This is a genomic window from Streptomyces sp. NPDC056987, from assembly GCF_042673865.1.
Lineage (GTDB): Bacteria > Actinomycetota > Actinomycetes > Streptomycetales > Streptomycetaceae > Streptomyces.
Genome location: NZ_JBHURV010000006.1, coordinates 128,518 through 152,923, shown reverse-complemented (window position 1 = coordinate 152,923; position 24,406 = coordinate 128,518). Strand labels below are relative to the sequence as shown.

Genomic DNA, 24,406 nt, shown 5'->3' with positions numbered 1-24,406 from the left:
CTCGGCGGGGGCCCGGCCGCCCCCCGAGTTCGACCTCTGTGTTCGACCTCGGAGCCCGGCCGCGGGGCGGTGGCCGGCCGGCCCCCGCCCCGCGCCTGCTCGGAGTGGCTGGTGCTACTTTCCGTGCCGCTCCACGGGATCCTTCTGGAACGCCCACTCCATCCGGGGCTCCAGGGCGAAGCGGAAGAGCCGCTGGACGGGTCGTGTACAGAGCAGGGTGACGACGGCTCCGGCGAACACCGTCACGAAGACCGCGCCCTGCGGGGTGTGCAGCCAGGCCGGGTCGTACCAGCCCCAGGTGCCCGCGCCCTGGGTGAGGAACCCGTGGAGCAGATAGCCGCAGAGCGTGCCCGCGCCCAGTGCCGTGAACCACATGCGGCGGCCCGGTACCCAGGCGAGGAAGCAGGCGGTCATCACCAGCGAGCAGCCGAACAGGGCGAACGTCATCAGGACGCCGCTCCACCACGGGGCACCCAGTTCCTCGGCACTGTCGCGGTGGTAGAACCAGGCCATGTTCATCCGGGTGACGGCCCAGTACGCGAAGACCACGGTCAGCGCGGCGACCGGGATGGCCAGCAGCCGCGCCTCGCGTCGCCGTACGAGCTGGAAGTGCTCGGGCTTGAGCCGCAGGCCGAGCACGAAGAACGGCAGGAACTGAAGGACCCGCTGGAGGTCGAGGTCGTCACCGATGTCGGGTGACGTGGTCGCCAGCGCCGCGATGCAGAGCGCGACGGGAACGGGCCAGCGGACGACCCGCCAGATCGGGGCCGTGATCCGCCAGACGAACAGGGCGATCAGGAACCAGGTCAGATACCACGGGTCGAGCAGGCTGACCGGCATGGAGGGGTCGTCCGCGGTGTACCGGTGGAAGAGGCTGTAGGCGACCTCGAACACGATGTACGGCACGGCGATGCCGGTGATCAGACGGCGCACCCGGTCGGGGCGGTAGTCGAAACTGCGGGAGAAATAGCCGGAGATGAGGATGAACGCCGGCATGTGGAAGCTGTAGACGACGATGTAGAGGGCCGAGACCGCGCGGCTGCCGTCCCGCAGCGGCTCCCACGCGTGCCCGACGGCGACCAGCAGGATCGCCAGGTACTTCGCGTTGTCGAAGAAAGCGTCCCGTTTCTTGGCGGGGGCCGGAGGCGGCGCCGGCGCCGCCTCGGCGTCCGGACGGGACCGTACGGCCCCTGTCCGGTCGGCGAGTTGTCCGGTGGTCTGGGTCACCTTGCCTCCCGGAGGGAACCCGGGGCGGCGCGGACGCCTCTTGGCAAGTTCGTGGGGGGAAACTGCGAAGCAAACATTGAAGGCACCATAACGAGGCGCCCGACCCGTCTTCCCACCGGGTGGTGATCGGCCGGAGAACGGCCGGTACACGTCAGGAGTTCACGAGTGCGACCGCGAGCTGTTCGATACGGGTCCGCCATGCGGCGAGCGCGGCATCCGTGTCCCATCTCGCGGGGCCGGTCTGGGTGAGGACGAGGCGGGCGCCGTGCCCCGTGCCCTCGCGCAGCTCCCACGTCACCGCGGAGTGCGGCGCCACGGTGTACGTCAGCGACCGGGGCGCCCGTACCTCCGTGACCGGGCCCTCCGGGGCCGTCCCGGCGGTGAAGCCCACGGGGACGGGGAGCCCGGCCACCGGTTCGATCCCGGCGGAGAGCACCGCCCAGACGGTCTCGGCGGGCCGGACGAGCTGCCGCTCGAAGCGGACCAGCCGGTCCGCACCGCCGGGCTCGGCCGGCTCGGCGGACTCGACCGTCCCCCGGTCCAGCCCGAACCGGCCGAGGTACGACTCGTGGAGCGCGCCGCGCTCCCGGGCGGGGGCGGCGGGGACGCCGCCGAGGAGCCGGGCGAGCGCGTCGACGCAGAGGTGCCAGCCGGAGGCGAAGCTCGCGGCGCCCGGCCGGTCGCCGAAGGTGTGGACAAGTGTGAGGAGCGAGCCCTCGCCGTCCGGGGTGACGGTCCAGCTCAGATGGTCCGTGCCCCAGGTGAAGGCGAAGAGGCGGGGCTCCTCGACATCCGTGACCGTGCCGGTCAGACCGGGGTCGTCGGCCCCCGCGCCGGGGAACCGGAAGGTCATCGCGCCGCCGGGGACGAGCTCCACCGTGACCTCGGCGGGGAACCACGCACGGAGGGCGGCGGGGTCGGTGAGCGCGGCCCAGACCTTCTCCGGCGGGTGCGGGAGCCGGCGCTCCATCCGCAGGGCGCTGCGGCCGTCGGCCGTGGTCAGCGTGGCGTCGTGCGGTGTCGTGTTCATGTGGGGTCGTCCTCCATGGCGTCGAGATGCCGTTCGAGCGCGTCGAACGCGCCGGACCACAGGTGGCGGTAGTGGGCGAGCCAGGCGTCGAGCTCCGCGAGGGGCTCGGGCCGCAGCTCGTACCAGCGGCGCTGGGCCTCCTGCCGGACCCGGACGAGTCCGGCCTCGCGGAGCACCCGCAGATGCTTCGAGGTGCCCGGCTGGCTCAGCCCGAGGGATTCGGTGAGCTGGCCCACCGTGTACGGGCGCTCCAGGAGGAGGTCGAGGATCTTCCGCCGGTTGGGCTCCGCGAGAACGTCGAACGGTATGGGCATGACTTCAATATACCCCACCGGACATATAGCCGGTCGGGCATACAGGGGCAGGGTGCGAGCGCCGGCGTTCCGTACCGGCGGCGCACCCGCGCGGCCCCGCGTTCCGTACGGCCCGAATTCTGTCCGGAATCTCATGGTGACAGCGCGTCAGCGCACCACTCATAGTTGGAAGTTCGGGCAATCGAGCCGCAGAAGGGGCATCTCCCTCAGCACGGGAGAACGGCTTCGCGGGTCCGCCCGGCGCTCCACCGCGCACGTCCCCCCACCGCACCGCCCCGGCACCATCCCCGGCACCGCCCGAGCACCTCCCCAGCACTGCGGCCCAGGCCACCCGGCCTCACAGAACGGCGCAAGGAGAGCGGCCGTGCATGACGAATTCCTGTGCCATGTCACCGCGTACGGAATCTGCGGCGGACAGCGCATCGGCGTCCCCCTGGGCACCTATCGCGCCCCCACTCTGGCACTTGCACTGTGGTGGTTGCGGGATCGCGCGACCTGGATCGCGGAGCGACTCGATCCCAGCCCCGACAGCCATCACTTTCCGGCCGAGGCGCTCGCGCCGGTGGCCCGGGGGGTGCCGGACGTGCCGACGACGCTCCGCGCCTGGCGCGACGACGTCGCGCACCAGGACATGATCGCGGAGCATCTCGCCGCGGGCCGGCTGATCCGCGTGGCCACCCGTGACGACACGACGGAGTACGAACTGCTCGCCGAGTCGGTCGACGCGCTGCGGATGGACCGGGCGCTGCCGTCGCTCGGCGCGCACGAGCCGGTGCCGGAGAGACCGGCGCGTCTGGAGCCGGCGCTCTGGTCCCCGCACCCGGCGGCGCTGCACGAGTACCGCGCGCCCGGCGGCTCCCCGGGCGACACCCTGCAACTGGGCCGGCTGTTCGGCTGAGCCGGGGCGGGTGGGATCCGCCACACCGGTCAGCGCGCGGGGATCTCGCCCTGGGCGATCTCGATGTGCGTGTGCAGGTCGTCCGCCGCTCCCAGTGCCGTGGCGCCGGACACCGCGAGGCAGAGCAGCAGCGCGCCCGCGACGAGGCGGCCCGCCGTCGGCCGGACCGGCGCGCCGCCCCCTCCGACGCCCAGCAGCGCGGCGACACGCCGGGGTACCGGGCCCGCGGCGGCGGCCAGGACGGCGCGCGGCCTGGCCGGGGCCGGCGCGCCGCGGGTGGCGAGGGCGGCGCGGCCGATGGCGCGGGCCGCGAGACGCCGGTCGCCGACGGCCGCCGCGGCGGCCTCGTCCGCGGTGCGCTCCAGCGCGTAACCGAGGGGCTCGCACAGGGACCGCAGGGCCGGATGGCAGAGCGCGGCCAGCTGCGCGGCCTGGAGGAGGAGGTGGTGGCGGCCGCGCAGGTGCGCGCGTTCATGGGCGAACAGCGCCTCACGCTCGGCCGGTTCGAGGGCGCGCAGCATGCCGGTGGTCACGACGATCCGGCCGGGGCGGCCGGGCAGCGCGTACGCGTCGGGCCGCGCGTCCCGCAGGACCGCCAGCTCGGCGCTCCCGCCACCGGCCGCCGCCCTGGCCCGGCGCAGCTCGGCACGGTTGTGGCGGACCGCGGTGACCAGGACGCCCGTACGCCACAGCAGCAGGCAGCCGGCGGCCGAGGCGAGCGCGACGGTCACCGCGGGCGGCCCCGCCGCCAGCGGCCGGACCAGTTCGCCGAGCAGGGCCACGACGGGGACGTACGACGCGCCCGGGACGACGAGCAGCGCCAGCGCTGCCGTGCTGCTCACGGCCAGGACGAGCGCGGTGGCGGTGAGCAGCCACGCGGCGTGCCGGGGGGCGAGGGGCGCGGCGGCCCGGCGCGCCGCGGGCACGGCCAGGAAGGGCATCAGCAGGGGCACCCAGACGACGGAGGTCACGCGGTACCGCCGTCCAGGAGGGAGCGGAGCAGCTGTTCGTCCTCGTCGTTGAGCTGGGAGACGAACCGGGCCAGGACCGCGCCGCGGTCCTCGTCCTTGGCCAGCTCGGAGTGCATCCGGCGGGCGGTGAGTCCGGGGGCGTCCTCGGTCGGGGTGTACGCGTAGCCGCGCCCGGCCCTGACGCGGGTGACGCTGCCCTTCTCGTACAGCCGCGACAGGATCGTGGTGACGGTGGTGCGGGCGAGCGACCCGCCGAGCTCCTCCTGGACCCTGCCCGGCGTGAGCGGCCCGTCCGCGGCCCACAGCGCCGCCAGCACACCGGCTTCCAGCTCGCCCGCCGGACGCCGTTCCGGGCTCTCCTCGCCCATGGGAACGCTCCTCCCACTTCTTTCGTCTACAGTGAAGTAGACCGTCTACAGATCTGTAGTCAATCGGATCCGCAGTCCATCAGATCGTCATGCAGGACATCCCTGTCCACCATTATGGGAGCAGCTCTTCTATGGCCGTATCCGCGTTCGCGACGATGCCGCAGGCCGTGAACCTCCTCGACGCGGGGTCCCTGCTCGCCGCGTTCGGTGCCCTCGGCATCGCCGTCGTCCTCTTCGCCGAGACCGGGCTCCTGGTCGGCTTCTTCCTCCCCGGCGACTCGCTCCTGTTCACCGCCGGTCTGCTCAGTGTCCCCGGCGGCCACGGCTCCGCGCCGCTCGCGCTGGGGCAGGTGCTCGTCGCCTCGGTCGCCGGGGCGCTGATCGGCGCCCAGACCGGCTACTGGATCGGCCGGCGCGGCGGCCGGGCCCTGCTCGCCCGCAGCCGGGCCCGCAAGCTGCACGAGGCGGCGGCCCGCGCCGAGGAGCTGCTCGACCGGTACGGCCACGCGAAGGCGATCGTGCTGGCCCGTTTCGTGCCGCTCGTACGGACCGTGCTCAACCCGCTCGCCGGCGCGCTGAACGTGCCCGCCCGGGTCTTCACGCTCTGGCAGGTCGCGGGCGGCGTGCTCTGGACCGTCGGTCTCGTCCTCGCCGGGTACGCGCTCGGCTCCTCCGTGCCCGATGTGGAGCGCTATCTGCTGCCCCTCGTGGCGCTCGTGGTGCTCGTCTCCCTGGTCCCGGTGGCCCTGGAGGTACGGCGCTCCCGCCGGACGGCCGGGGACGGCGCGCCCGTCGCCCCCTCGGCGGAAGAGGGGTCGCGGTGACGGCGTCCGTTGCCGCCGCGCTCCCCCACGGCGACCGGTGGTTCGACGACGGGCTGTACACCTCCGTCACCGACGTGGCCCACCGCTCCCCCGGCTGGCTGGACACCGCGGTCTCCGTCTGGTCGACGTACGGCCTCTTCCTCTTCGGCGCCCTGCTGCTGGCCGCGTGGTGGCGGGCCCGTCCGAGCGGCTCGGCCCGGGCGGCGCTGGCGCTGGCCGCGCCCCTGGCCGTCCTGGCGGGTTTCGTCGTCAGTACGGGGCTCAAGGCGCTGCTGCGGGAACAGCGGCCCTGCCAGACCCTGCACACGGTCACGGTCGAGGTCTGTCCCGCCCTGGGCGACTGGTCGCTGCCCAGCAACCACGCCGTGCTCGCGGCGGCGGTCGCCGCCACCCTGCTCTTCACGGACCGCGGGCTCGCCGCGCTCGCCGTCCCGGCCGCGGTGGCGATGGGGGCCTCGCGGGTCTGGGTCGGGGCGCACTATCCGCATGACGTGGTGCTCGGGCTGGCCGTGGGGGCGGGCGTGGCCTGGGCCCTGATGGCGGGGGCGCGCCGGGCCACCGCTCCGGTGGCCGAGCGGCTGGGCACCACCCGGTTCGCGCCGTTGGTGGCCAAACGGTGAGCGCGCGGGGGATCCTCCCCCGGCCGGTCCGGCTGCCGCCGCCGGCGGCCGTCGCCGTCGCGCTCTGCGCCCTGGCCTTCGCCGCGCTGGCCGTGGCCGTGGCCGGCCGGCACGGCGCCCCGTTCCCGGTGGACCGGAGCGCGCTCGACTGGTCGGTGGCCCACCGCCCGCCGGTCGCCACGGCGCTGGCCAGGGCGGTGACCGCCACCGGCACCGGGGTTTTCCCCTATCTGGGTGCCGTGGTGGCCGGGGTGCTCGCCGGGAGCGGCGTCCGGCGACGGCTGTACGGGGCGGTCGCGGCGCTGCTGTTCCTGCTCACGGGACAGGCCGTGCGGTACGGCCTCGTAGAGACGATCGCCCGGCCGCGGCCCCCGGTGGACGACTGGGCCACGCACGCGTCCGGCTACGCCTTCCCGTCCGGGCACACCACGACCTCGGCCCTGGTGGCGGGGGCGCTGATCTGGGGCGTGGCCCGGGCGAGCCGGCGCCGGGCCCGCGCCCGCCCCCGGTCCGCCGGGTGGCCGTTCGCCGCGTATCCGCTCATGGTGGTTCTGGGCTGCTGGGCCGTGGCCGTGGGGCTGAGCAGGATCTTTCTCGGGGTGCACTGGGCGACCGATGTGCTCGGGGGATGGCTGTTCGCCGGCTTCTGGCTCGGCCTGGGGGCGGCCCTGGTCACGAGGGGGCGTCTCGGGGCGGTACCGGACGGCCGATGAGTCCGGGGTGCCGGAGGCGTCTACCCCTACGCCCCCTACGACCACTACGCCCCCTACAACCCATACGACGCGAACGAAACACGCGAGGGAAGGACAGAGCCATGTTCGGCAGGAGCGAGGCGTTCAGCGGATTCGCCGTCGACGACATCGACAAGGCCCGGCGGTTCTACGGCGAGACGCTCGGACTGGAGGTCACCGAGGAGTACGGCCTGCTCCGCCTGCGGCTGGCCGGCGGCACCACGGTGCTCATCTACCCCAAGCCCGACCACACCCCGGCGACGTTCACGATCCTCAACTTCCCGGTGACCGACATCGACGCGGCGGTCGAGGAACTCACCGCCCGGGGCGTGCGCCTCCAGCGCTATCCGGGGATGGACGCGGACGAGAAGGGCGTCTTCCGGGACGGCGGCCCGTACATCGCGTGGTTCACGGACCCGGCGGGGAACATCCTCTCCGTCCTTCAGGAGCGCTGACCTCCCGGCGCCCCGGCCTCCGGAAACGCTCCCCGCGCCGCCGGACCGGGGGCCCGGGGCCGGATCAGAGCTTGAGGTGCATGATGTGCAGGCCGACATAGCCCTCCGTGGGATGCCGGAATCCCTCGGGGAGCGTGCCGAGGATCTCGAATCCGAGCGACCGGTACAGCTTCACGGCATAGGTGTTGGTCTCGACGACGGCGTTGAACTGCATCGCGCGGAAGCCTGCGGCGCGGGCCCAGTCGACGGAGTACGTACAGAGCGCCCGGCCCACGCCGCGCCCGGCGTGCGCCGGGTCGACCATGTAGCTGGCACCGGCGATGTGCGAACCGTTGCCCATGTGGTTGACGTTCATCTTCGCCGTGCCCAGGACCGTACCGGCACCGTCCACGGCCACGACGGATCGGTTCGGGGCCGTCAGCAGCCACCAGTCACGGCCGTCGGTCTCACTGAGCCCGGTCGGATAGGTGAAGGTCTCGCCGGCCGCGACGATCTTGTGGAAGAAAGGCCAGACGGCGGGCCAGTCCTCGGGGGTGGCTTCCCTGATCAACATGGGGACATGATGCCGGTCGGCCCCCGCGCGACGACAGCGGTTTTCGCGCGGCCACCGGCTTTCGGCACGGGCTTCGGCGGTTCGCGACGGCGATCCGGCGCCGCCCTGGAAATCTGGGGTACACGTGAGCGGAGCGGCCGATGCCGCACCACCCGGCGGCCGGCGGACGAGAAAGCGGGACGGACATGTTCGAAGCGGATGACATCCGGGAGTGGCGGGGCCACGACGTGGTCGACGCCGAGAAGCGGAAGATCGGCTCGCTGGAAGCCGTCTATGTCGACACGGCGACGGACGCCCCGTCGTTCGCCACGGTCACGGTCGGGCTGCCGACCAAGCGGCGGCTGGTCTTCGTACCGCTGGCCGAGGCCACGGTCGGTCCCGGGTACCTGAAGGTCCCGTGGGACAGGAGGCTGGCCAAGGAAGCCCCCTCGATCGACACGGACGGCGAACTGCTCGCGGAGATGGAGCCCGGGATCTTCGCCCACTACGGGCTTCCGTACAGCACCGGCGCGGGCGGCGAGCGCAGGCTCGGCCGGCGCTGAGGAGCCATCCGGGGGCCGTCGGCGCAGCGCGGCGCGGGAGCGCCCGGTACCGGGGTAGGGACGGGACATGACCCGGCAACGTTTCGGTGGGCGGCGGGAGAGGCACCGGTTCACCGCCCTGCCCCGCAGGATGGCGTCGCTCGCCGTGCTCACCTGGAACCGCGGGCGCGAGACGGAGCTGATGCACCGGGCCATGAGCTTCGCCGCGCTGGGTTTTCTGACCCTGGTGCCGCTGCTGATCCTGGTCGCCGCGGCGGACCCGGCGAGTGGGCAGGGCTTCGCCCGCTGGCTGGGGCAGGGGCTCGGGGTCTCCGCCTCGTCGCAGCAGGAGATCCAGCAGTTGTTCGGCCGGCCGGGGCAGGCGCTGCAGCGGACGACGGCCTTCGGGCTCGCCGCGCTCGCCGTGTTCGGACTGACCTTCGGCGGCGCCGTGCAGACGGGGTACGAGCGGATCTGGGAGCTGTCGACGGCCCGCTGGCACACGATGTGGCGCCATGTGGTGTGGCTGGCGGCGCTCGTCGCCTTCCTGGTGGTGTTCGTCAACACACCGGTGACGTCCAGTTCCGTCGTCGTGCTGACGCTCGGCACGGCCGGTGATCTGGTCCTGACGTTTCTCTTCTTCTGGTGGTCCCAGCGGGTGCTGCTCGCGGGCCGGGTGCGCTGGCGGGCGCTGATACCGGGCGCCGTCGCGACCGCCCTGGGCCTGCTCGGGCTCCGGATCTTCTCCCGGGTCGTCTTCTCACCGCTGATCGCCTCGAACGCCGTCACGTACGGCCCGTTCGGTACGGTGCTGGTGCTCCAGTCCTGGCTCGTCGGCGTCGGGTTCGTCGTGTACGGCGGCTCGCTGGTGGGCCGTCTCTTCCACGAGAACCGCACCCATCAGCGGCTGCGCCGCGCGCTCGCCGCGGCGGGACCGGCCCCCGGCGCGGACCCGACGCGGGAGACGAACGACGGCTGACGGCCGCTGACCGCCGACGCGAAGGGGCGTGCCGTTGCATCGCGCGGCACGCCCCCGCTCATCGGGCTTCGGGGAGAACGGCCGTCAGAGGTCGAACTCGCTCGGCGCGATGCCCACGGCGAAGCACGCCTCGCGGACCACGGCCTGCTCCGTCTTGTCGAAGTCGCCGTCGGCGCCGCCGATGACGATGCCGATCTGGATGACCGCGCGGGCCTCGGTGGGCTTCTTGGCGACCTTGCCGATGGTCTGGAGGATGCCGACCTTGCCGAAGTCGAAGTCGGTGGTGAGCTTCTGGCAGTAGTCGTTGAACCGTGCCTGGAGGTCTTCCGCGGGGAAGTTCTGGAGCACGTCGTTGCTCATGATCAGCGCGGCGACGCGCTGGCGCTCCGAGGCGTCGATGGAGCCGTCCGCGGCGGCGACCAGGGCGCACATGGCCATGCTGGCGTCCCGGAAGGCGCCGCTCTTGAGGTCGTTCTTCTTCGCGTTGAGCTGCGTCTGCATCGATGACGCGGAATCCTTGATGCGGTCCCACAGGGCCACGTGACTACTCCTGGTCGGGTAGGTCGGTCGGATGGATCGGACAGGTGGATCGGACAGGTGTTCTGCCTGCGGTCCGGCCGGTCGGCCGGCCGGACCGGCCAGGGTCAGAGGTGCGGCGCGACGGCGGGCATCAGGTCCTGGAAGGTGCGCCCCTCGGCGGGGCTGCCGATGGCGGACATCTCCCAGCCGCCGCCGGAGCGGAACACCTTGGCCATGATCTGGGCGGTGTGGCCGCCGCCGCCGGTGAGCGTGTAGCGGGCCAGCTCCTGGCCGTTGGTCTCGTCGACGAGCCGGCAGAAGGCGTTCTCGACCTCTTCGAAGGTCTGGCCGGTGAAGGAGTTCACCGTGAAAACGATCTGGTCGACGTGGACGGGGACCCGCTGGAGGTCCACGACGATCGACTCGTCGTCGCCTCCCTGGCCGGCGCCGCCGACCCGGTTGTCACCGGTGTGCCGCACGGAGCCGTCGTCACTGGTCAGGTGCTGGAAGAAGACGACGTCGACGGCTTCCTTGCCGGCGAAGAGCAGCGCCGAGGCGTCGAGGTCGATCTCGCTGGCGGTCAGCCGGGCGAAGAAGCCCTTCTTGGCGGCCTGCCAGCCGAGTCCCATGCGGACGGTCGTGAGTTCACCGCCACCGGACTTGGTCAGGCTGATCTGCTGGCCCTTGGAGAGGTTGACGCTCATCGTTCACTCCTGGTGGTTGGTGCCGGCGCGGCCCCGGCTCGGGTCCTGACGCGGTCGTCGGGGACCGGGGCCGGGTGCGGGTGCGGGGTCGCGGGATCGGGCCCGGACGCGCGGGTCAGACGTTGACGCCGTAGTCGGCGGCGATCCCGGCGAGGCCGGACGCGTATCCCTGGCCGATCGCGCGGAACTTCCACTCCGCCCCGTTGCGGTACAGCTCGCCGAAGACCATCGCGGTCTCGGTGGAGGCGTCCTCGCTCAGGTCGTAGCGGGCCAGCTCGGCGCCGCCCGCCTGGTTGACGACCCGGATGTACGCGTTGCGCACCTGACCGAAGCTCTGGCCGCGGGACTCGGCGTCGTGGATCGACACCGGGAAGACGATCTTCGACACGCCGGCGGGCACGGCGGAGAGGTCGACCTTGACGGTCTCGTCGTCGCCGTCGCCCTCGCCGGTCAGGTTGTCACCGGTGTGCTCGACGGAGCCGTCCGGGCTCTTGAGGTTGTTGTAGAAGACGAAGTGCTGGTCGGAGACGACCTTGCCGGAACCGTCACACAGCAGGGCGCTGGCGTCCAGATCGTGGTCGGCCCCGGTGGTGGTCCGTACGTCCCAGCCGAGAGCGACCAGAACGGCGGTCAGACCGGGAGCCTCCTTGCTCAGTGAGACGTTGCCGCCCTTGGCGAGGCTCACACCCATGTTGCTTCCTTTCGTCCGTGCGGAACCGGCAGATGTCCGGAACCGGGCACACAGGACGTACGGGACGTACCGGCGGCCACGGCGCCGTGTGACACCATCGTAAATCTACAGCACTGTAGAAATGAGCTGGTGGTTAGGATGCCCCGGCGCCAGGGCGGCTGGGGCGGCAGCGTGGAGAGGAGGCCACTTCCGTGGTCGGAAACGCCGGGAACACCAGAAACACCGGGCCCGTCGGGCAGACCGGGCACGCCGGGTACGCCGGCGAGCACCACGGCCTCGGCGAGCGCCGGGACCTCGACGACCGGGGCTCCCGTACGCGCAGGCGCGGCCAGGGGCAGCTGGAGGCGCAGGTGCTGGCCGTCCTGGGCTCGGCGACCACCCCGGTGGCGGCGACCTGGGTGCAGGAGCGGCTCGACGGCGAGCTGGCCTACACCACCGTGATCACGATCCTCACGCGCCTCCTCGGCAAGCAGGCCGTCACCCGCACCCGCTCCGGCCGCTCGTTCCTGTGGACACCGGTGGCGGACGAGGCGGGGCTCACGGCGCTGCGCATGCGCCGGCTGCTCGACGAGCGGGACGACCGCGACGCGGTGCTCTCCAGCTTCGTGTCGGCCCTCTCGCCGCACGACGAGCGGGTGCTCCGCTCGCTGCTCAGCGCGGCCGACGCCACCGACCGCACCACCGCCCCCGGGACGGACCGGTCGGCCGCGGACGAAGCGGAGAGTTGACCGATGGGTGTCTTCGTCTTCCTCCCCCTGGTCCTGCCGCTGACCGCGCTGCCGATCGCCCGCCTGGCCGAGCAGCATCTGCACCCGCGCAGCGCCGCGTGGCTGCTGACCTCCGTCGGGGTGGTCCTCGCCGCGTGCAGCACGTTCTGTCTCGGGCTGCTCGTGGTCGTCGGGACCGCGCAGCTGCCCGGGAACCCGCTGCCGGACAGCTGGTCGGATCCGGAGGTGCGCGAGGCCGTGCCGTACGACGAGGTGGCCGGCAAGACCGCGATCGTGGCGCTGCTCCTGGTCGTGGTGGCGTGCGCGCAGACCGTACGGCGCCATCTGCGGTTCCGCGCGCGGGCCCACCGCGCACTGGCCGGGCTGCGGGAGCTGCCCGGGTACGCGTCGGCGTACGCCGCGGCGCCCGGGCTCGCCGTCCTGGACGACGAGCTGCCGTACGCGTACGCCCTGCCCGGCTCCCCCGGCCGGATCGTCGTCTCCACGGGACTGCTGTCCTGCCTGGACCAGGGGGAACGGGCCGCTTTACTCGCCCATGAGCACGCTCATCTCGCCGGGCGCCACCACCGGCTGCTGCTGGCCGTACGGCTGGCGGGGTGCGCCAACCCGTTCCTGCGGCCGCTGGCGGAGGCGGTGACGTACAGCACCGAGCGCTGGGCGGACGAGGAGGCGGCGTACACGACGGGCGACCGGCGCACGACGGCGCGCGCGGTGGGCAAGGCCGCGCTCGTCTCCCGCCAGATGTCACCCCCCGGGCTCGCGGCGTTCGCCTCGGCGGGTCCGGTGCCGCGCCGGGTGGCGGCGCTGCTCGGCCCCGTGCCGCCGCGCAGGAGCTGGCCGCCCGCGCTCACCCGGGCGGGGATGGCCGCGTATGTCGCCGCCGCGGGAACGGCGGCGTCGACCGTCTCCGCGCTGAACGCGGCGTCGGCGCTCTTCCTGGTCCTCGAAGCCGCGACACCCCTGTGACGACCTGGCGTCTTCTACACCCCTGTAGAAGCAGTAGAGTGCACGCGTCGCACAGGGCGGCGAACCGGCCCGTCCGAAGCTGGACGGAGCGGGGTACGGGGCACGGAGGACCAGCGTGGGCAGTCAATCCAGGGGGCGGCGCGGCCGCCCGGCGGGCAACGGGCGGCGTGCCGCCCGGGGACCGGACCGCGCGGCGGGCCGCTCCAGACTGACCCGGCGGGGGCGAATAGCCGTCTGGACCGGCGGGGTGCTCGCCGTGGCGCTGATCGGCGTGGCCGGCGCCGGGACCTGGATCTACCAGAACCTCGACGGGAACATCCACTCCGCGGACATCGACGGGAAGATCGGCGGCGACCGCCCGGTCAACTCCAGCCCGGGCTCGAAGAACATCCTGGTCGTGGGCTCCGACTCGCGCGACGGGGACAACGGCAAGTACGGCAAGGGCCTGACCACCATGCAGTCGGACACCCTGATGGTGATGCACCTCGCCGCCAACCGGGAGTGGGCCACGGTGGTCTCCCTCCCGCGCGACTCCTGGGTGAACATCCCGTCCTGCGACAAGGGCGACGGGACCACCTCGGAGCCTCACCACTTCAAGATCAACGAATCGTTCGCCATCGGGGGATCGAGCGGCGAGGTCGCCGACGCCGCCGCCTGCACCATCAAGACCGTGGAGCAGAACACCGGGCTGCGCATCGACCACTTCATGTCGGTGGACTTCCAGGGCTTCAAGGGCATGGTCAACGCGCTGGACGGCATCGAGGTCTGCCCGGAGACGGCGATCAACGACAAGAAGGCCCATCTGGAGATGGAGGCGGGCTGCCAGACGGTCAGGGACGAGAAGGCCCTGGGGTACGTCCGTACCCGCTACAGCGTCGGCGACGGCTCCGACCTCGGGCGCATCGGGCGGCAGCAGGAGTTCATGGAGGCCGTGGCGGCCAAGGCGCAGGAGAAGCTGACCAGCCCGAACGCGCTCTACGGTTTCCTCGACTCCGCGACCAAGTCGCTCACCACGGACGAGGCGCTGGCGGGCATCAAGCCGCTCACCGCCCTCGCCAACGAGATCAAGGCCGTCCCGAGCGACCGGCTGACGTTCCTGACCGTGCCGAACTATCCCCGCGAGGCCGATGTCCCCTCGGACAAGGCCAATGTCGTCTGGCAGTATCCGCACGCCGGGAATCTGTTCACCGCCATGGCGCAGGACAAGGAGACCGACAAGGAGAAGCTGGAGGCGTCGACCGAGAACCCGGTCTACGCGACCACGGTGCGGGTGCAGGTGCTCAACGGCACCGGCACCCAGGGACGGGCCGCCGAGGTCGCCGACACGCTCCGTACGGCCGGCTTCACGGTCTCGTCGGTCGGGAACGCGCCGGAGTCCGCGAAGAAGACCACGGTCGGCTACCCGCAGGACCAGAAGGCGGGGGCCGAGATGCTGGCCTCCCGGCTGCCGGGCAGCGCCGTACGGCAGGACACGGAGGCCACGCCGGGCGTGGTGACCCTGACCGTGGGCCAGGACTTCAAGGCCCTCAGATGAGCGCGGCGGCCCGGCGGACGAGCCTCCGGCCATGACGGACGCCGTGACGGGTGGAGTGACGGGGACCGTGACGGGTGGCGTACGCCACATTGCGTCGCTTTGCTATTCCTTTACCATTGAGCGACGGGCCACTTCCCCGTCGTCTCACCGCAAGAACATACGAGTCGAACCAACTGATCCGAGAAGGAGCTGCGGTCCCGCAATGGGTGAGCCTCCCAGTACGAACCGTGCCATTCCCGTCCCGCCGAGCCAGGGGACGGAGGTGGCACGGTGACCGAAGTGCTCCTGCTGCTGCTCGCCCTCGCGCTCACCCTCGCCTGTGCGGTGTTCGTGGCGGCCGAGTTCTCCCTGACCACGATCGAGCGGAGCGAGCTGGAGCGCGCCGCCGCCGCCGGTGAGCGCGGGGCCGCGAGCGCCCTGGAGGCGGCCAAGCGGCTCACCTTCCAGCTCTCCGGGGCCCAGCTCGGCATCACGGTGACCTCCCTGGTCATCGGCATGCTCGCCGAGCCGTCCTTCGCCGCCCTGCTGCGCGGTCCGCTGGAGGCCGTCGGTCTGCCCGGCGGCGCGGTGTCCACGGTCGCCACCCTGCTCGGTGTCTCGCTCTCCACCGTCGTGCTGATGGTCGTCGGTGAGCTCGTCCCGAAGAACTGGGCGATCTCCAGCCCGCTCACGGTCGCCAAGGTCGTGGCGAGTCCGCAGCGCGGCTTCACCGCCGCGTTCGCCCCGCTGATCCGGCACCTGAACAACACCGCGAACAAGCTGGTACGGCGCTTCGGCCTGGAGCCCGCCGAGGAGCTGGCGTCCGCCCGTACCCCCGAGGAACTGGTCGCGCTGGCCCGGCACTCCGCGCGGGAGGGCGCCATAGAGGCGGACTCCGCGGAGCTGTTCGTACGGACCCTGCACCTCGCCGATCTGACCGCGGAGAACGTGATGACCCCGCGGGTGGACGTCCGGGCCCTGGAGGCACACGCCACCGCCACGGACGCCGCCCATCTCACCCTGGCCACCGGCCTGTCGCGCTTCCCCGTCTACCGGGACAGCCTCGACGAGGTCATCGGCACGATCCACATCCGCGACGTGCTGGCCCTGGACGAGGACCGGCGGGACCACACCCCCGTCACCGAACTGGCGACCAGCCCGATGCTGGTGCCCGATTCCCTCCCGGTGGACCGGCTGCTGCGGCGGCTGCGCGAGTCGCGGACCATGGCCGTCGTCATCGACGAGTACGGCGGGACCGCGGGGGTCGCCACGGTGGAGGACATCGTGGAGGAGGTCGTCGGCGAGGTACGCGACGAACACGACCCGGACGAGACCCCGGACCTGCTCCCCGGCAAGCCGGACGCCGAGGGCCGCGACGTGTGGGAGGCCGACGGCTCCGTCCGGCTCGACCAGCTCGAAACGATCGGCTTCACCGCGCCGGAGGGCCCGTACGAGACGCTCGCCGGGCTGCTCGCGACCCGCCTGGAACGGCTGCCCGTGCCCGACGACACCCTGGAGATCGACGGCTGGCAGTTCACCGTGCAGCGCGTCGAGCACCACCGCGCGGACCGGGTCGGCGTCACCGCCCCCGCCCGGGCCGCACAGATCACGGAGGACGCCCGATGACCGGCCTGCAGCTCGCCATCGGCGTGCTCACCCTGTTCACCAACGCGTTCTTCGTCGGGGCCGAGTTCGCGCTCATCTCCGTACGGCGCAGCCAGATCGAGCCGCTGGCCGTCAAGGGCAGCAGGCGCGCCAAGAACACCCTGTGGGGTCTGGAGCACCTCTCGGCGGCCATGGCCACCGCGCAGCTCGGGATCACCATCTCCTCGCTGGTGCTGGGCGCCGTCGCGGAGCCGGCCATAGCGCACCTGCTGGAGCCGCCGTTCGAGGCGATCGGGGTGCCCGAGGCGCTGATCCACCCGATCGCGTTCGTGATCGCGCTGACCCTGGCGACGTATCTGCACATGCTCGTCGGCGAGATGGTGCCGAAGAACATCGCGCTGGCCGCCCCGGCGCCCACCGCGCTCGCGCTCGGGCCCGCGCTGGTCTGGCTGACCCGCGCGCTGCGCCCGGTGATCTTCGGGATCAACGCGTTCGCCAACTCCATCCTGCGGCTGCTGAAGGTCGAGCCGAAGGACGAGGTCGCCTCCGTCTTCACCGACGACGAACTCGCCCGGCTGGTCACCGACTCCAGCGAGGCGGGGCTGCTCGACCCGGCGGACGGGGAGCGGCTGCGTGACGCGCTGGAGCTGGGCACCCGGCCGGTGGGCGAGGTGATGGTCCCGCTGAGCCGTACGGTCACCGTCGACCACCGGATCACCCCGCGGGAACTGGAGCGCGCCGCCGCGTCCTCCGGCTTCTCCCGGCTGCCGGTGACCGGGCCCGACGCCACGATCCTCGGCTATCTGCACATCAAGGACGCCCTCGGCGTCGACGAGCGCACCGAGCCGTTCCCGCGGAGCGCGCTGCACACGGTGGTCCGGGTCGAGATCGACACCCCGCTCGACGACACGATGACGGCCATGCGCACCGCCGGCACGCACCTTGCCGCCGTCACCGGGGACAAGGGGACCGTCATCGGCTTCGTCACCATGGAGGACGTCCTGGAGGAACTGGTCGGCCCCGCCACCGGCCCGCCGACCGCCGCGTAACCGCCGCGCGGACCATCCGTCCGGCCACCCCGCCCGCGCCGTCCCCTTCCGAACGGCAGGACGGCGCGACAAGCGGCCGGTGCCCCGCCCCGGGCACCGGCCGCTCCCTCCTATCCTTGTCATCTGATCTTTCAACCTGCCCTTTTGGCCTGCGCACGCGCAAGAAAACGAGTGTCCTCTGATGTACGACGGGACGAGTCGATTAGAGCCGGTGGCTCTCGCCGCGCGCAGCCGGCGCCTCGTGGAATCCACCGCCTTCAGCAGCGCGGTGTTCTGCCTGATCGTCGGTAACGCGTGCCTGCTCGGCATCGAGACGTACAGCGGCGCCGTACACCAGTGGCGCGCCGAACTGAAGCTCGCCGAGCATCTTTTCCTCGCCGCTTTCACCGCGGAGATCCTGCTGCGCGCCGCCTCCTACGCGGACCGCCCCAAGGAGTTCTTCCGCGATCCGTGGAACGTCTTCGACCTGGCGGTCGTCTCGCTGGCCCTCACCCCGTTCGCCCGGGAGAACACGACGCTCCTGCGGCTGCTCCGGCTCGCCCGGGTGCTGCGCGCGGCGCGCTTCCTGCCGCAGCTGCGCATCGTGATCGTCGCCGTGGGCAAGAGCCTGCCGGGGACCGCGAGCTTCGTGCTGGTGGGCGCGCTGCTGCTGTACGTGTACGCCATGCTCGGCTGGGTCTTCTTCGCGCGCTCCGACCCCGAGCACTACGGCTCGCTCGGCCGCGCGGCGCTCACGCTCTTCCTGCTGATCACCCTCGACGGGCTGGGCGACGCGGTACGCGGCGGTCTGGAGGTCTCCCGCTGGGCCATCGTCTACTTCGCGTCGTTCGTTCTGCTGGGGTCGTTCCTCCTGGTCAACCTGTTGATCGGCGTGGTCATCAACTCCCTGGAGGAGGCGCGCGAACTGGAGGAGGAGCACGAGCAGGCGCACGAGACCGCCGTCCCGGCGGGCGGCCCCGAGCAGGCGCAGGCCGTGCTGCTCGCCCGGATCGCCGCCGCGCGCCGCGCCCTGGACGAGGTCGAGGCCCAGCTCGCGACCGCGGGCGCGCACGATCGCCCCCTCCTACGGCCGTCCCCGCCTGGCGCGTCCGTCCCGCGTGGCCCTTCATAGGGGGAAGGGGAAAGCGTCCGACCGGGCGTTCGGGCGGAGGGTCGTATGGCGGTTCGCGGACACCGGCGCCTCGGATTTCCGGTGGCGGCCGGGGTGTTCGCCGTCGGGATGGCGGGCACCACGCTGCCCACGCCGCTGTACGGGCTCTACCGGGAGCAACTCGGCTTCTCCGAGCTGATGGTGACGGTGGTGTTCGCCGTCTACGCCCTCGGGGTGATCGCCGTACTGCTGCTGGCCGGGGACCTCTCCGACCAGGTGGGGCGGCGGCCCGTACTCCTCCTCGCGCTGGGGCTCTCGGCGGCCAGTGCCCTGTGTTTCCTCTTCGAGGGCGGGCTGCCGCTGCTCTTCACGGGACGGCTGCTCTCCGGCTTCGCCGCCGGCCTGCTGAGCGGTACGGCCACCGCCTGTGTGCTGGAGCTGGCGCCGCCCGGGCGGGAGGCGCGGGCCGGGCTGGCCGCCACGGCGGCGAACATGGGCGGCCTCGGCTGCGGTCCACTGCTGTCCGGGATCCTCGCTCAGTACGCGCCGTGGCCGCTCGCCCTGCCGTTCGTGACCCATCTGGCGCTGGTGGCGGTCGCGTCCGTACTGACCTGGTTCCTCCCGGAGACGGTCGCCTCCCCGCACCGGCCGCGGCTCCGCCCGCGGGGGCTCTCGCTGCCGCCGGGGATCCGCGGGGTGTTCGTGCCCTCGGCGCTCGCCGCGTTCGCCGGGTTCGCGCTGCTGGGGCTGTTCACGGCGGTCGCGCCGAGCTTCGTGGCCCAGACCCTGTCGGTGCACAACCTGGCGGTGACGGGCGCGGTCGTCTTCTCCGTCTTCCTCGCCTCGACGGCTGGACAGGCGCTGATGGGGCGGCTGGGGGTGCGCGCGGCACTGCCCGGGGGCTGTCTGGTCCTGGTGGCCGGGCTGCTGCTGGTGGCCGGCTCGCTGGCGGCGCGGTCGCTGCCGCTGCTGGTCGCGGGCGCGCTCTGCGGCGGACTCGGCCAGGGGCTGGCGTTCCGCGCCGGGATGAGCGCGGTCAGCGCCGTGGCGCCGCCCGAGCACCGGGGCGCCACGCTCTCCTCCTTCTTCGTCGTCGCCTACACGGGGATCTCCCTGCCCGTCGTCGGGGTGGGCGCGCTGACCCTGTGGCTCGGGCTCACGGGGGCGGGGCTGACGTTCTCGGCGTGCGTGATGGTGCTCGCGGCCTGCGTCGGCCTGTACGTGCTGCGCCATCCGCCCGGGGTTGCCGGCGTCTCGGGCGTTCCCGGCGCCTCGGACGCCTCGGACGTGCCCGACGTGCGCGATGTCGGCGACGTCCCCGGCGTCTCCGGCGGCGAGGGAACGGGGGACGCCGGGAGGTGATGCCGGGGCCGGGCGCGCGTCAGGGGCGTCCCGCCGGCGGGACCTCCTCGCCCGGCGCCACCGGGCCCGGCGGGGTGCCGTCGCCGAACGGCCGACCGCCCAGCTCCGCGCGGTGGTGCGGTGTGAGCCAGCCGGAGAGATCGGGGCCGAGGGGCACGATCCCGGTCGGGTTGATACCGGTGTGCACCTGGTAGTAGTGGCGCTTGATGTGGTCGAAGTCGACGGTGTCGCCGAACCCGGGGGTCTGGTAGAGGTCCCTGACGTACGCCCACAGCACCGGGTCCTCGGCCAGCTTCGAGCGGTTGCACTTGAAGTGCCCGTGGTAGACGGCGTCGAAGCGCACGAGCGTGGTGAAGAGCCGGATGTCCGCCTCGGTGAGGGTGTCCCCCACCAGGTAGCGGCGGTCGGCGAGCCGTTCGGAGAGCAGCCCTAGCCGGTGGAACACGGCGCGGTAGGCGTCCTCGTACTCGCTCTGCCCGGACGCGAACCCGGCGCGGTACACGCCGTTGTTGACGTCGCGGTAGACGCCCTCCATGACCTCGTCGATCTCGTCGCGCAGCGGCTCGGGGTAGAGGTCGGGCGCGCCGCTCCGGTGCAGCGCCGTCCACTCGGTGGCCAGGTCCAGGGTGATCCGCTGGAAGTCGTTGGTGACGAGCCGGCCGCTGGGCACGTCCACGACCGCGGGGACGCTGACCCCGCCCGGATAGCCGCGCTCGCGGGCGTCGTACGCCTCGGCGAGGTAGCGGATGCCCAGTACGGGGTCCCGGCCGTCCGGGTCGAGGGTGAAGCGCCAGCTCCGGTCGTCCTGGATGGGGTCGGCGACGGCGAGGGAGAGGGCGTCCTCCAGCCCGAGGAGGCGGCGCGAGACGAGGGCGCGGCTCGCCCACGGGCAGGCGCGGCTGACGACCAGGCGGTAGCGGCCGGCCTCGACGGGCCAGCCGTCGGCGCCGTCGGCGGTGATCCGGTCCGCGAAGTGGCTCCTGGACCGCTTGAAGGGCTTCTTCCCGTACGCGGCGTTGCCCTCGGCCTCCGCGGGTGCGTTCATCGCTGGTTCCTTCCTGCTCGGTGGCGGTCTGCCAGCTCTGTGGCGGACTTCTGCCCGGTGGCGGGTCTTCCTGCTCGGTGACGGGTTCTCCTGCCCGGTGGCGGTTTTCGTACGCGGTGGCGGTCCTCGTACCCGGCGGCTCGTCGCCCGCCCGTGGTGTGGCGGACCGTCAGCGCGCCGGGGCGTCGCGCTGTCTCTCCGTGCGCCGGGCCACGGCGATGTCGGCGAGGGCGACCAGCAGCGCCGCCACCACGAACCCGACCGAGACGACCAGTCCGTGGTCGAACGCCGTGGCCCAGCCGTCGGGCGTCACCTCGGCGAAGAAGACGGAACCCACGGCGGCGATCCCGACCGCCGATCCCACCCGCTGGGCCGTCTGCAGGGTGCCCCCGGCGCTGCCCGCCATGGGCACCGGCACCTCGGCGAGGGTGAGGGTCTGGTTGGGCGAGATGACCAGTCCGCTGCCCACCCCGGCCAGGAGCAGCGGCGCCGCCATCGCCCACCCGACGTTGTGCCCCGGCACCAGGTGTACGGCGAGGGCGGTGGCCGCGAGGCCGGCGGTCACCATGATCAGCCCGACGGCGACGAGCGGCCGGCCGAACCGGCCGACGAGCCGCCCGCCGAGAGCTGCCGCCGCCCCCGAGCCCAGTGCGAAGGGGGTGATGGCCAGACCCGCCTGGAGCGCGGTGTAGTGCAGTCCGCTCTGGAGGTAGAGCGTGCTGATGAAGAAGACGGTGGTGAACCCCGCGAAGTACAGCAGGATCAGCAGGCAGCCCAGCCGGAAGGAGCGGACGCGGAAGAGGGAGAGGTCCAGGACCGGCTGGGTGGCGCGTGTGCCGCACCGGGACTCCCACTTCACGAAGCCGGCCAGCAGCGCGGCGGCCACCAGCAGCAGAAGCCACTTCCCGTCGCCGTGCCACTGCTGCGACTGGACGAGCGGCAGCAGCAGCGCCAGGATCCCGCCGCCGAGGAGGAGCACGCCGACGGGGTCGAGCTGACGCGGGGTGACCCGGCCGGCCGACGGGGTGTCCGGCAGCAGCCGGTGGGCCAGCACCAGACAGACGGCGCCGAGCGGCAGGTTGACGTAGAAGACCCACCTCCAGCCCTCCTCCGCGCCGGCCGCCTGGATGATGAGGCCGCCCAGCAGCGGGCCGACGGCGGTCGAGATGCCCACCACCGTGCCGAACATGCCGAAGGCCCGGCCCCGTTCCCGGCCGGCGAAGAGCTGCTGGATCAGGGCGGAGATCTGCGGGGAGACCAGGCCGCCCGCGAGTCCCTGCACCAGCCGGGCGAGCACCAGCCAGAGGCTGGACTGGGCGGCTCCGCAGGCGGCGGAGGCGAGGACGAAGAGGGTCAGCCCCCACATGAAGACCGGCCGCCGCCCCCGGGCGTCCCCGAGCCGGCCCGCGGGGATCAGGAAGAGGCCGAAGGCGAGGGCGTATCCGGAGACCACCCACTGGAGGTCGGACACCGGGGTGCTGAGCCCCTCACGGATGGAGGGCAGGGCGACGTTGACGATGGAGACGTCCAGCAACGTCATGAACCCCGCCACCAGGCAGACCGCCAGCGCCTTCCACCGTCGCGGGTCCGGCGCGGCGGGGCGGGGCGGCCCCGGGGGGTGGGCGGGAGGTTCCGTGTCCTGCCCTTTATGTCCGGCCATGGACCGCACCCTACGGCGAAGGGGCACGGTCCGCGCGCAAGGAACGCGCGGGCCGTGCCCCGTGGTGGCGCGCCCCGGGTGGCGCCGGAGCGCCGAGGGGGCGGACCGTCAGGCGACGTTGATGGCGGTCCAGGCGGCGCCGACCGCCTTGTACTCGGCGCTGGTCGTGCCGTAGAGGGCGCCCGCCGCGCTCAGGGTCGCGGTGCGCGCCCGTGCGTAGTTGGTGGTGGACGTCATGTACGTGGTGAGCGCCTTGTACCAGATCTGGATGGCCTTGTCGCGGCCGATGCCGGTGACGGCGGCGCCGTTGTACGTGGGACTGTTGTAGCTCACGCCGTTGATCGTCTTCGCGCCGCTGCCCTCGGACAGCAGGTAGAAGAAGTGGTTGGCCGGGCCCGACGAGTAGTGGACGTCGAGGTTGCCCAGGGTGGACGACCAGTAGTCCTTGGAGGCGCCGTCCTTGCTGGGCTTGTCCTGGTAGCGCAGCGGGGTGCCGTCGCCGTTGATGTTGATCTTCTCGCCGATGAGGTAGTCACCCGGGTCGGTCGCGGTGTTGGAGTAGAACTCGACCGCGGTGGCGAAGATGTCGGAGGTGGCCTCGTTGAGACCGCCGGACTCGCCGCTGTAGTTCAGGTTGGCTGTCGCGGCGGTGACGCCGTGGGTCATCTCGTGGGCGGCCACGTCGAGCGAGGTGAGCGCGTTGGCGTTGCCCGAGCCGTCCCCGTACGTCATGCAGAAGCAGGAGTCGCTCCAGAACGCGTTGACGTAGTTGTTGCCGTAGTGGACGCGCGAGTAGGAGCCGACGCCGTTGTTCTTGATGCCGTTGCGGCCGACGACGTTCTTGTAGAAGTCCCAGGTCTCCGCGGCGCCGTAGTGCGCGTCGACGCCCGCGGTCTGCCGGCCGCCGGCCCAGACGTCGTCGGCGTCGGTGAAGAGGGTGCCGGTGCCCGAGGTGCCCTGGTTCAGGTCGTACGTCTTGTGGCTGCCGCGCCCGCCGTCGGTGAGGTTGTACGTGGTGCCGCTCTTGGTGGTGCCGAGCGTGACGCTGCCGTTGTACTTGCCGGTTCCCGTGCCGGTCCGGATGGCCTCGTTCCTGAACAGCTCGGCGCCGGTGGCCGCGTCGGTGACGACGTGCAGTTCGCTCGGCGTGCCGTCGGACTGGACGCCCTTGACGACGGTCTCCCAGGCCAGCACGGGTGTGCCGGAGGCCGCCCAGATCACCTTGCGGGGCGCGTTCTCGGCCGCCGCGTCCGTGGTCTTCTCCGCCGACGCGGCCTTCAGGGCCTTCGACTTCGCGGTGGAGGCGGCCACCGCGGCGTCGGTGGAGGCCACGGCTATGCGGGCCGTGGTCGCCTTGGTGACGCTCCGCCCGTCGGCCGGGCTCTCGTGGACGACGAGGTCACCGCCGAGCACGGGCAGGCCCTGGTAGGTCCGCTCGTAGCGGGTGTGGACCGTGCCGTCGGCGTCCTTGACGACGTCCCTGACCACCAGCTTCTCGGCGGCGCCGAGGCCCAGGGTCCTCGCCTCGCCGGCGGTGTCCGCCTGCGCGGACCTGATGGCCTCGACGCGCTGCGCGGGGGTCAGCTCCAGGGCGGTGGCGCCGCTCTCCCTGGTGGGGTCGGGCTGGGCGCTGGCCGTGCCCGACTGGACCGCGACCACGACCATGGCGGCGGAGGCGACGAGCGCCGCCAGCCGCACGGCCTTGCGGGGGGTGGTGGCGCGGGGGGTGGAAGCTTCGAGTCTCACTCAGTCTCCAAGAGTGTCGGACCGCCGGTGAGCGGTCCCCTGTGGGGAAGCGACGGCCTGGGGTGAGTCCGTCGCCCGAAGGTGCTGAGAGGTGTGCGAGTGCTGCGGAGCCGGCCCGCCGCGATGATCTACGCGCGGTGAGCCGTCCAGAGAGTGCCATCCACGGGACGCGTTGCGACAGATCAGAAACCAGGATTTGACCTCGTGTTGTCAATTCTGTACGCCAAAAATACATCA

25 protein-coding genes and 1 pseudogene are annotated in these 24,406 nt (G+C 72.4%); 14 read left to right on the top strand and 12 right to left on the bottom strand.

The genetic code is table 11. From position 1 onward, the window contains the following. Positions 1–114: 114 nt before the first annotated feature. From ACFTZC_RS09705 to ACFTZC_RS09695, 3 genes are all read right to left on the bottom strand, one after another. A complete protein-coding gene (locus ACFTZC_RS09705; RefSeq protein WP_382888233.1) occupies positions 115–1,227 on the bottom strand; it encodes an acyltransferase family protein in 1,113 nt (370 codons plus the stop codon). A 151-nt stretch (positions 1,228–1,378) separates the two neighbouring features. Continuing rightward, positions 1,379–2,257 carry an SRPBCC family protein gene (locus ACFTZC_RS09700; protein ID WP_382888232.1) on the bottom strand — a complete coding sequence of 293 codons (879 nt, stop codon included), beginning with the start codon at positions 2,255–2,257 and terminating at the stop codon, positions 1,379–1,381. After that, the gene (locus tag ACFTZC_RS09695; protein ID WP_365820583.1) at positions 2,254–2,571 is read right to left on the bottom strand and encodes a metalloregulator ArsR/SmtB family transcription factor; all 318 of its coding nucleotides are present in this window, start codon (positions 2,569–2,571) and stop codon (positions 2,254–2,256) included. The genes ACFTZC_RS09700 and ACFTZC_RS09695 overlap by 4 nt, the downstream gene beginning before the upstream one ends. 364 nt (positions 2,572–2,935) lie before the next feature. Between ACFTZC_RS09695 and ACFTZC_RS09690 the strand changes: the two are divergent. Further along, positions 2,936–3,328 (top strand): annotated as a pseudogene (locus ACFTZC_RS09690) (hypothetical protein); the annotation flags it as partial. A 170-nt stretch (positions 3,329–3,498) separates the two neighbouring features. Here the strand turns inward: ACFTZC_RS09690 and ACFTZC_RS09685 are convergent. Next, positions 3,499–4,440: a M48 family metalloprotease gene (locus tag ACFTZC_RS09685; protein ID WP_382888231.1), complete on the bottom strand. Its 942-nt coding sequence runs from the start codon at positions 4,438–4,440 to the stop codon at positions 3,499–3,501. Beyond that, complete coding sequence (locus ACFTZC_RS09680; RefSeq protein WP_382888230.1) at positions 4,437–4,808, bottom strand: BlaI/MecI/CopY family transcriptional regulator; 372 nt, start codon at positions 4,806–4,808, stop codon at positions 4,437–4,439. Before ACFTZC_RS09680 ends, ACFTZC_RS09685 begins: the two co-directional genes overlap by 4 nt. A 131-nt stretch (positions 4,809–4,939) precedes the next feature. Between ACFTZC_RS09680 and ACFTZC_RS09675 the strand changes: the two genes are divergently transcribed. The 4 genes from ACFTZC_RS09675 (at position 4,940) to ACFTZC_RS09660 (ending at position 7,438) form a co-directional block, all read left to right on the top strand. After that, entirely contained in the window at positions 4,940–5,632 is a 693-nt protein-coding gene (locus ACFTZC_RS09675) for a DedA family protein (RefSeq protein WP_382888229.1), read from the top strand. Next, complete coding sequence (locus ACFTZC_RS09670) at positions 5,629–6,252, top strand: phosphatase PAP2 family protein (protein ID WP_382888228.1); 624 nt, start codon at positions 5,629–5,631, stop codon at positions 6,250–6,252. Before ACFTZC_RS09675 ends, ACFTZC_RS09670 begins: the two co-directional genes overlap by 4 nt. Further along, the gene (locus ACFTZC_RS09665; protein ID WP_382888227.1) at positions 6,249–6,965 is read left to right on the top strand and encodes a phosphatase PAP2 family protein; all 717 of its coding nucleotides are present in this window, start codon (positions 6,249–6,251) and stop codon (positions 6,963–6,965) included. The genes ACFTZC_RS09670 and ACFTZC_RS09665 overlap by 4 nt, the downstream gene beginning before the upstream one ends. A 101-nt stretch (positions 6,966–7,066) precedes the next feature. Beyond that, positions 7,067–7,438, top strand: a complete 372-nt coding sequence (locus ACFTZC_RS09660) for a VOC family protein (protein WP_382888226.1) — start codon at positions 7,067–7,069, stop codon at positions 7,436–7,438. A gap of 64 nt (positions 7,439–7,502) precedes the next feature. Here ACFTZC_RS09660 and ACFTZC_RS09655 read toward each other — a convergent pair whose 3' ends face one another. Beyond that, positions 7,503–7,991, bottom strand: a complete 489-nt coding sequence (locus ACFTZC_RS09655; RefSeq protein WP_382888225.1) for a GNAT family N-acetyltransferase — start codon at positions 7,989–7,991, stop codon at positions 7,503–7,505. A 185-nt stretch (positions 7,992–8,176) separates the two neighbouring features. Here ACFTZC_RS09655 and ACFTZC_RS09650 point away from each other — a divergent pair, with 185 nt between their 5' ends. Both ACFTZC_RS09650 and ACFTZC_RS09645 read left to right on the top strand, forming a co-directional pair. Next, on the top strand, positions 8,177–8,533 hold the full coding sequence (locus ACFTZC_RS09650) for a PRC-barrel domain-containing protein (protein WP_382888224.1): 357 nt from the start codon (positions 8,177–8,179) through the stop codon (positions 8,531–8,533). A 130-nt stretch (positions 8,534–8,663) separates the two neighbouring features. Further along, complete coding sequence (locus tag ACFTZC_RS09645) at positions 8,664–9,491, top strand: YhjD/YihY/BrkB family envelope integrity protein (protein ID WP_382888371.1); 828 nt, start codon at positions 8,664–8,666, stop codon at positions 9,489–9,491. Between the two features lie 84 nt (positions 9,492–9,575). Here ACFTZC_RS09645 and ACFTZC_RS09640 read toward each other — a convergent pair whose 3' ends face one another. From ACFTZC_RS09640 to ACFTZC_RS09630, 3 genes are all read right to left on the bottom strand, one after another. After that, on the bottom strand, positions 9,576–10,031 hold the full coding sequence (locus tag ACFTZC_RS09640) for a tellurite resistance TerB family protein (protein ID WP_382888223.1): 456 nt from the start codon (positions 10,029–10,031) through the stop codon (positions 9,576–9,578). Between the two features lie 104 nt (positions 10,032–10,135). Beyond that, a complete protein-coding gene (locus ACFTZC_RS09635) occupies positions 10,136–10,714 on the bottom strand; it encodes a TerD family protein (RefSeq protein WP_365817565.1) in 579 nt (192 codons plus the stop codon). 115 nt (positions 10,715–10,829) lie between these two features. Beyond that, on the bottom strand, positions 10,830–11,405 hold the full coding sequence (locus ACFTZC_RS09630) for a TerD family protein (RefSeq protein ID WP_382888222.1): 576 nt from the start codon (positions 11,403–11,405) through the stop codon (positions 10,830–10,832). Between the two features lie 338 nt (positions 11,406–11,743). On the opposite strand from ACFTZC_RS09630, the gene ACFTZC_RS09625 reads away from it, so the two are divergent. From ACFTZC_RS09625 to ACFTZC_RS09595, 7 genes are all read left to right on the top strand, one after another. Further along, complete coding sequence (locus ACFTZC_RS09625; RefSeq protein WP_382888370.1) at positions 11,744–12,133, top strand: BlaI/MecI/CopY family transcriptional regulator; 390 nt, start codon at positions 11,744–11,746, stop codon at positions 12,131–12,133. Positions 12,134–12,136: 3 nt separating this feature from the next. Next, positions 12,137–13,099 carry a M56 family metallopeptidase gene (locus tag ACFTZC_RS09620; protein ID WP_382888221.1) on the top strand — a complete coding sequence of 321 codons (963 nt, stop codon included), beginning with the start codon at positions 12,137–12,139 and terminating at the stop codon, positions 13,097–13,099. 208 nt (positions 13,100–13,307) lie between these two features. Next, the gene (locus ACFTZC_RS09615) at positions 13,308–14,633 is read left to right on the top strand and encodes an LCP family protein (protein ID WP_382888369.1); all 1,326 of its coding nucleotides are present in this window, start codon (positions 13,308–13,310) and stop codon (positions 14,631–14,633) included. 270 nt (positions 14,634–14,903) lie between these two features. Next, on the top strand, positions 14,904–16,238 hold the full coding sequence (locus ACFTZC_RS09610) for a hemolysin family protein (RefSeq protein ID WP_382888220.1): 1,335 nt from the start codon (positions 14,904–14,906) through the stop codon (positions 16,236–16,238). Next, positions 16,235–17,266, top strand: coding sequence for a hemolysin family protein (locus ACFTZC_RS09605; protein WP_382888219.1), 1,032 nt, complete (start codon positions 16,235–16,237; stop codon positions 17,264–17,266). Before ACFTZC_RS09610 ends, ACFTZC_RS09605 begins: the two co-directional genes overlap by 4 nt. 181 nt (positions 17,267–17,447) lie before the next feature. Continuing rightward, on the top strand, positions 17,448–18,377 hold the full coding sequence (locus tag ACFTZC_RS09600) for an ion transporter (RefSeq protein WP_382888218.1): 930 nt from the start codon (positions 17,448–17,450) through the stop codon (positions 18,375–18,377). A 45-nt stretch (positions 18,378–18,422) separates the two neighbouring features. After that, positions 18,423–19,718, top strand: a complete 1,296-nt coding sequence (locus ACFTZC_RS09595; RefSeq protein WP_382888217.1) for an MFS transporter — start codon at positions 18,423–18,425, stop codon at positions 19,716–19,718. Positions 19,719–19,737: 19 nt separating this feature from the next. On the opposite strand, the gene ACFTZC_RS09590 is transcribed toward ACFTZC_RS09595, so the two are convergent. The 3 genes from ACFTZC_RS09590 to ACFTZC_RS09580 all read right to left on the bottom strand — a co-directional run bounded on the left by ACFTZC_RS09590 (position 19,738) and on the right by ACFTZC_RS09580 (position 24,088). Beyond that, a complete protein-coding gene (locus tag ACFTZC_RS09590) occupies positions 19,738–20,763 on the bottom strand; it encodes a glutathione S-transferase family protein (RefSeq protein ID WP_382888216.1) in 1,026 nt (341 codons plus the stop codon). 169 nt (positions 20,764–20,932) lie between these two features. Then, entirely contained in the window at positions 20,933–22,423 is a 1,491-nt protein-coding gene (locus tag ACFTZC_RS09585; protein ID WP_382888215.1) for an MFS transporter, read from the bottom strand. Positions 22,424–22,531: 108 nt separating this feature from the next. Continuing rightward, positions 22,532–24,088 (bottom strand): M4 family metallopeptidase, encoded by a 1,557-nt coding sequence (locus ACFTZC_RS09580; protein WP_382888368.1) that lies wholly within the window; start codon positions 24,086–24,088, stop codon positions 22,532–22,534. Between the last annotated feature and the right edge of the window lie 318 nt (positions 24,089–24,406).